Consider the following 6011-nt stretch of genomic DNA (forward strand, 5'->3'; position numbering starts at 1 on the left):
TTGCCCGACCACCCGTGCTGGTTCATCGCCCGGATCGCCTCGGGCGCGAACGCCATGCCGTTGCGCAGGTGCTGCCCCGAAAAGCGCCGCAGCATCTCGGTGGCGATGAGCTCCACGTCCTCCCCGCGGTCGCGCAGCGGCGGCAGCGTGGTGATGAGCACGGCCAGGCGGAAGTACAGATCCTCACGAAACTTTCCAGCCGAAACCGCATCCTTCAGGTTGACGTTGGTGGCCGCCACCACCCGCGCGTCGCTCTGGATCTCCTGGCGCCCGCCCACCCGCTGGAACGTCTTCTCCTGCAGGAACCGCAGCAGCTTCACCTGCAGTGCCGCCGAGAGCTCGCCGATCTCGTCGAGGAACAGCGTGCCGCCCGAGGCCGTCTCGATGAGGCCCTTGCGCAACGCGTGCGCGCCCGTGAACGCGCCCTTCTCGTGGCCGAACAGCTCGCTCTCGAGCAGCGCCTCGGGGATGGCCCCGCAGTTGATGGCGACGAACGGCGCGTCCTTCGACTTGCTGCGCCGGTGCAGCGCGCGCGCCACCATCTCCTTGCCGGTGCCGTTCTCGCCGAGGATCAGGACCGGCGCGTTGGTGCCGGCCACCTTCCGCACGAAGCTGAACACCACCTGCATCTGGGGACTGGCGCCGATCATCTCCTCGAACGCCTCGGACTTCGCCTTGTCCTGGAGCAGCCGGAACTCGCGCTCGAGCGTCGCCACCTGCACCGACCGCTTGATCACGAAGCCGAGCTCGTCCATGTCGGCCGGCTTGGTGAGGAAGTCCCATGCCCCCACGCCGATCGCCTTGAGCGCGTTCTGCTTCTCGCCCTGCCCAGACAGCACGATCACCTTCGCCTGGCGGTCCATCACGAGCATGCCCGCGAGGGTGGCCAGGCCTTCCTCCGGCGTATTGGGCGCCGGCGGCAGGCCGAGATCGAGCAGCGTGACGAGCGGGCGCGTCGCGTTGAACGCCGCCATGGCCGACACGCGGTCGCCGGCCTGCGTCACCTCGTAGTCGGCGGCCAGCGCCCACTTCATCTGCACCCGGATGTCCTCATCGTCGTCGACGATGAGCAGCTTCGGCTTGTCCATCATGTGTTCCTGACCGGGAGCAGGAGGCGCACTGTGGTACCACGGCCCTCCTCGCTCTCGACATGTATCTGGCCCCCGTGGGCCTCCACCACCATCCGCGCCTGGAACATCCCGACGCCGAGGCCCTTCGATTTGGTGCTGCGAAACGGCTTGAACAGCGACTCGCGCATGAACGCTTGGCTCATGCCGCACCCGTCGTCTTCCACGGACACGCTCACGAGGTCGTCGACGCGAGCGGTGTGTACGCGCACGTGGCCCTCGCCCGTGAGCGCATCGCGCGCGTTGAGGAGCAGGTTGGTGAGCACGCTCACGAGCTGATCGCGGTCGGCGTGCACCGAGGCGGCGGCCGTGAGGTCCAGGGCGAGCGACACGCCAGGCAGCGGCCCGGCGCGCTCGACGGCGTCGCGCACGAGTGCGTCGACCTCGATCGTGCGGCGGGTGGTCGTCGGCTGCTCGCGCAGCGCACCCAGTCTCGCGATCATCGTCTCGATGCGGCCGGCGGTGTTGCCGATGCCGCGCAAGGCGTCGGCGCGGAACTCCGGATCGTCGAAGTGGACGGCCGCGTTCTTGAGCATCAGGTTCAGCGACGCGGCGGCGTTCTTCAGGTCGTGCACGAAGAAGGTCGACATCGTGCGGAACGCCTCGAGCTCGCGCGCTTCTGCGAGCTCGTCGCCGAGGCGCAGGTTCTGCAGCGCCGAGGCCACCTGGTCGCCGATGCACTGCAGCAGGTCGAGCGCCTCGCGGCTGTACGGCGCGCCGTTCACCCTGTCGGCAAGGACGATGGCACCGAGCGTCGCCTGGCCCTCGCGGAGCGGCACCACGAAGCGGTGGCCGCCGTTGGGGAAGGTCGACGGATTGCGATCGCGCCATTCCTCGGCCCAGTCGTCGCGCAGGGCCTCGATGTCGAGGGGCGTGACGGCCGACCGCATCACGGTGGGCACGCGCATCGGCTCGGCCTGCCGCGGCGTTGTGGCTGCCACCAGGTCGAGGCGATCGCCCGAGCTGTCGACGAGCCACACCGACACGGACAGCACCTCGAACGTGGTGGACACGAGGCGGCAGGCGGCGGTGCACAACCCGGAGCGATCGCGGGCGGTGCCGAGCGACTGCGACAGCTGGGTCCACACCTTCACCGAGTCGTGCTGCGCGCGGCCGAAGTGCCGTCCGATGAACACCTGGATGCCCTGCCGCAGGCGATCCGACAGCAGGAGCACGGCAAGACCCGCCATGCCGATGAGCAGCAGGAGGGCCTGGAGTTGGAAGCCCTCGGCGCCGCCGAAGCGACGCACCGCCTGGGCCAGCACACCCACAACCAGCAGGTACGTGCCCACGATGACCACCGTGAGCGACGAGCGCAGGACGGCGCGCGACGGGTAGATGTCGACTTCGCTGAAGCCCGTGCGCTTGTAGGCCAGCGCCAGCAGCGCGCAGCCGACAAGGAGGCCGCTGGCCTCGACGCCGATCAGCTCGAGGCCGTGCGCGGAGAACAGGATGGCCTGGCTACGCACGTAGATGCGGGCGCCGAAGACGACGGCCAGGCCGATCACCACCAGCTTCAGCCGCCAGCGTGCGGCGCCGACGGCCGCCTGGAAGGTCTGCTCGAGGTTGGTGAGCACGAGGACGATGCCCACGAGCAGCACGGCGTTGAGGGCCTGACCGAGGGGGCCGGACCGAAGGACCAGGAGGTTGCCGTCTTCGCCGACGCGCAGCGTGTCCATCAGGGCAGATGGCGACGCCGAGGCCGCGACCACTGCGACCAGGGGCACCACGCCGAAGGCCGCGAGGCCGAAGCGCCACTGGTGCACCGACTCGCGCCAGTCGCCGCGGGAGTACGTGAGGCTGAAGCCGAGCCACACCACGGGCACGGCGCACTTCACGAGAATGGCGAGCCGCACCCATCGGGCGAGGGCTTCGTCTGTGGTGGCGGCCAGGGCCATGCCGCCGCAGGCGCTGTCTGCCGCGAGCAGCAGCATGCCCACGGCGAAGCACCACGAGGCCACCGTGGGGGCCTTGCGGACCAGGCTCGCGAACGCGAGCAGCGCCGCCAGGACTGCGGCCGCGAAGGGCAACAGGAGGATCAGGGGCACGCGGCTATGCCGCCGGCGACGGCGATACGGACTCGCCCCGGCGCAGCCACCAGAGGAGGCCGAACAGCGGGATGAGTGAGAGTGCGAAGAAGATCGGCCCGCCGTGATGGTGGAGGGCGGAGTCGATCATGTGCGGGCCAATCCTGATGCACAGCTCGCTCAGCACGAAGATGCGGAAACCGTTGCGCAGGATGCCGAGCGGGATGACGAAGGCGACCAGGGCGACGCGTCGCCAGGCGGTGCGCAGGAACATGTTGGCGGCGAGGGTGCTGGTGATGAACAACACCCAACTGGATCGGATGCCGCTGCATTCCTGGGCGACGCGCAGGGTGATGGTGGGCAGTTCGAAGACGACGCCGTGGCGCAGGTACGGGGTGCCGAACATGCGGTAGTAGATCTCGGTGGCGTCCGTGGAGCCGACGACGGAGGCGCGCTCGAGCCAGTTGACGGCCCCATCCGGCAGCGGCACGAGGAAGAGCAGGAACGCGAACGGGAAGGCGGCCGCGCGCATCCAGTGCTGCCCCGTGAACCAGCAGCCGCCGGCGGCGAGCAGGGCGACGTAGCCGAGCGCCATCAGGGCGAGGTAGTCGTTGTGGCTCAGCGCGCTACGCCAGATCAGCCCCGCGGCCGTGACGGCTAGGCCCGCCGCGCCGAACTCGAGGGTGCCTGCCGTCCACGCGGGTCCCCGCTCCGGCAGTGTGCTCCGTCTGTCGTGGAGCAGGTAGAGCGCCACGAATGGCACGAGCAGGATGTGCGAGTGGAGATCCGCGCCCGCTGCGTACAGCATCAGCCGCACGAGCGGGACGGCAAAGCACAGCGTCAGCAGAAGAAGGAATAGGTACACGCGTGCCCTACCGTCAGGGGCGGTCATTGGCGATGCCGCCATCGCCAGTCGGGGGTCTGACTTCTGCTTGTGTTCATGGCTACCCTCGGGCTGCCGAACGGAAGGCTCGACGCTTCCACGCTGCAGCGAGTCACCGAGTCTGTCTGCTAGGATCGGCCGTGCCCGACACGGCCCCGCGCTGGACGCGTCACTTCATCTCCCGCGTGGAGCGTACAAGAACGACCTGGAAGCTCCGCGTCCTGCTCCTGAGTGTTCCTGTCATCGGCTTATGGCTGACATCTGCCTGGTGGACCGCCGCTATCGGCCGCGGTCTCGTGTGCCAGCAACACGTCGTACCGAGCGACGCCATCCTCATCGAGAACTTCGAGCCGGACTACTTCCTCTTCGAGCGTGCCAGGCACCTGCGTGACGCCGGGATTGCTCCTCGCGTGCTGGTCCCTGTCTATACCAATCCGAGCAGGGAGACATCCAGCGCCGTGGCGCTCGGGCTTACCCGGATGATCGCGCTCATGTCCCGGATCGGCTCGATCGAAATCATTCCGATCGGCCTGGTGGAGCCGATCAGCCTGAATGCCGCTCGAGACGTGAGTGCGTTCGCCAAGCGGAGCGGCATCAGGTCTGTCGTGGTCGTCGCCCCGCTATTCCGCAGCCGAAGGTCCGCTCTCGTCTACAGCTCAGTTCTGGCCAGCAGCGGTGCCGTCGTCGGCTGCGACCCTGTGCCAGGTGACCGGAGCCCGACCACCTGGACCAACGATTGGCATGGTATTCAGGACGTCATCGAGCAATCGGTCAAGCTCTGGTACTACAGGTTGTACGTCCTGCCGTTCAACTCGTCGTCGTGACCCGCAACATCGTGAGCAGTGTTGGCGTGAGCGGTCGGCCAGGGCGTCCAGCTGTCGTCAAGCCGGGAGCGTGGTATCCGCCAGCATGCTGTCGATGAGTCGTCGAGTCCGGCAAAGACCAGGACCTCCTCGGCGGTCGCGACCAGGGAACTCACGTAGATGATGGCGGAAGGCGAACTCTGCCAGGCTCGTACCAGTGGGCGAGCACTGATCGCGAGAGGGCGCAATGTCTGCCTGCAGAGTAACACTGCCCAGAACACATACTGCTTTTCTGGATAGACGCGATGAATCACGTGAAGATACGCCGCGTCACTGTAGTCCACGGGGTTGATGCTGTTCCTGATCGGAAGACGGTCGGCAAACGGACTGCCCACCTGGGCGGAGATGACCGTCTCGAACGACAGTGAGGGCCAGTTCGTGGCCTTCAGGACGTGGTAGGGATCGAACGAGTAGATCAGGTGGAGCTCGCGGCGATGCTCGAAGAAGGCCCAGTTCTTCTCGTTGTCTGTCGTCGGTCGATCGAGGGTCGGTTGGCCGATGGGGCTCAGCGCCGGTTGCGCGACGTCCAGTTGCGAGACCATGACGCTGCTTCGCAGGCTCTCGGTGTGCAGCGGTGTGGTCTGCCGCGCTGATCCCTCGCGAATGCTCACCAGGGCGTGATTGGAGAAGAGTTGGCCTCGGAAGGCGAAGAGCCGGAAGTCCTCTGCTCGCGAGTGGCTGGCTCCTGCACCGAGGGCTGGCGTCGCACAGGGAGTGGCCCCGGTGATCCCGAGGTGTCCGTCGAGTGTCAGCAGGACGGGTTGACACCCTCCGAGAAGCAGGTCCGGCCGGACACGAGCCTTCGTCCATGTGTACCGCTCCCCGCGCACGACCAGGATCAGTTGACCATCATGGACGAGCGCGCCCGGATTCAGTAGGCCCGCATCGAATCCGAGATACCCACGCCCGACCAGGCGCACGAGATCGGCAGCTGTCGCGATCGGCGCCGACAGGTACGCCCTCGCCTTCGCCAGGCGGTGGTGGACGGAATCCTCGGCGGTGTGTGGGTGGGCGTTGCTGCGCAGGAACGCAAGGATGACGGATTGGTTCGGCGCGTCCAGCCCGCTCGGGGCCAGTGCGTAGATGACGTCGTCCAGGGCGAATCCGGCAG

The 6011-nt window shown here is 67.5% G+C and carries 5 protein-coding genes; 1 reads left to right on the plus strand and 4 read right to left on the minus strand.

Going from position 1 to position 6011, the window contains the following annotated elements:
• From ACIRDX_RS19580 to ACIRDX_RS19590, 3 genes are all read right to left on the minus strand, one after another.
• A partial coding sequence (locus ACIRDX_RS19580) for a sigma 54-interacting transcriptional regulator (protein WP_396627122.1) occupies positions 1-1091 on the minus strand: 1091 nt, incomplete at its 3' end.
• On the minus strand, positions 1088-3175 hold the full coding sequence (gene prsK, locus ACIRDX_RS19585) for an XrtA/PEP-CTERM system histidine kinase PrsK (protein WP_396627123.1): 2088 nt from the start codon (positions 3173-3175) through the stop codon (positions 1088-1090). The genes ACIRDX_RS19580 and prsK, both read right to left, overlap by 4 nt.
• Before the next feature lie 4 nt (positions 3176-3179).
• On the minus strand, positions 3180-4019 hold the full coding sequence (locus ACIRDX_RS19590; protein ID WP_396627124.1) for an exosortase/archaeosortase family protein: 840 nt from the start codon (positions 4017-4019) through the stop codon (positions 3180-3182).
• Positions 4020-4177: 158 nt separating this feature from the next.
• On the opposite strand from ACIRDX_RS19590, the gene ACIRDX_RS19595 reads away from it, so the two are divergent.
• A complete protein-coding gene (locus ACIRDX_RS19595; protein WP_396627125.1) occupies positions 4178-4861 on the plus strand; it encodes a hypothetical protein in 684 nt (227 codons plus the stop codon).
• Here ACIRDX_RS19595 and ACIRDX_RS19600 read toward each other — a convergent pair.
• On the minus strand, positions 4822-6011 hold a 1190-nt coding region (locus ACIRDX_RS19600), incomplete at its 5' end, for a hypothetical protein (protein ID WP_396627126.1). The genes ACIRDX_RS19595 and ACIRDX_RS19600 overlap by 40 nt on opposite strands.

Source organism: Luteitalea sp., assembly GCF_044337415.1.
In the GTDB taxonomy this organism is placed as follows: domain Bacteria; phylum Acidobacteriota; class Vicinamibacteria; order Vicinamibacterales; family Vicinamibacteraceae; genus Luteitalea.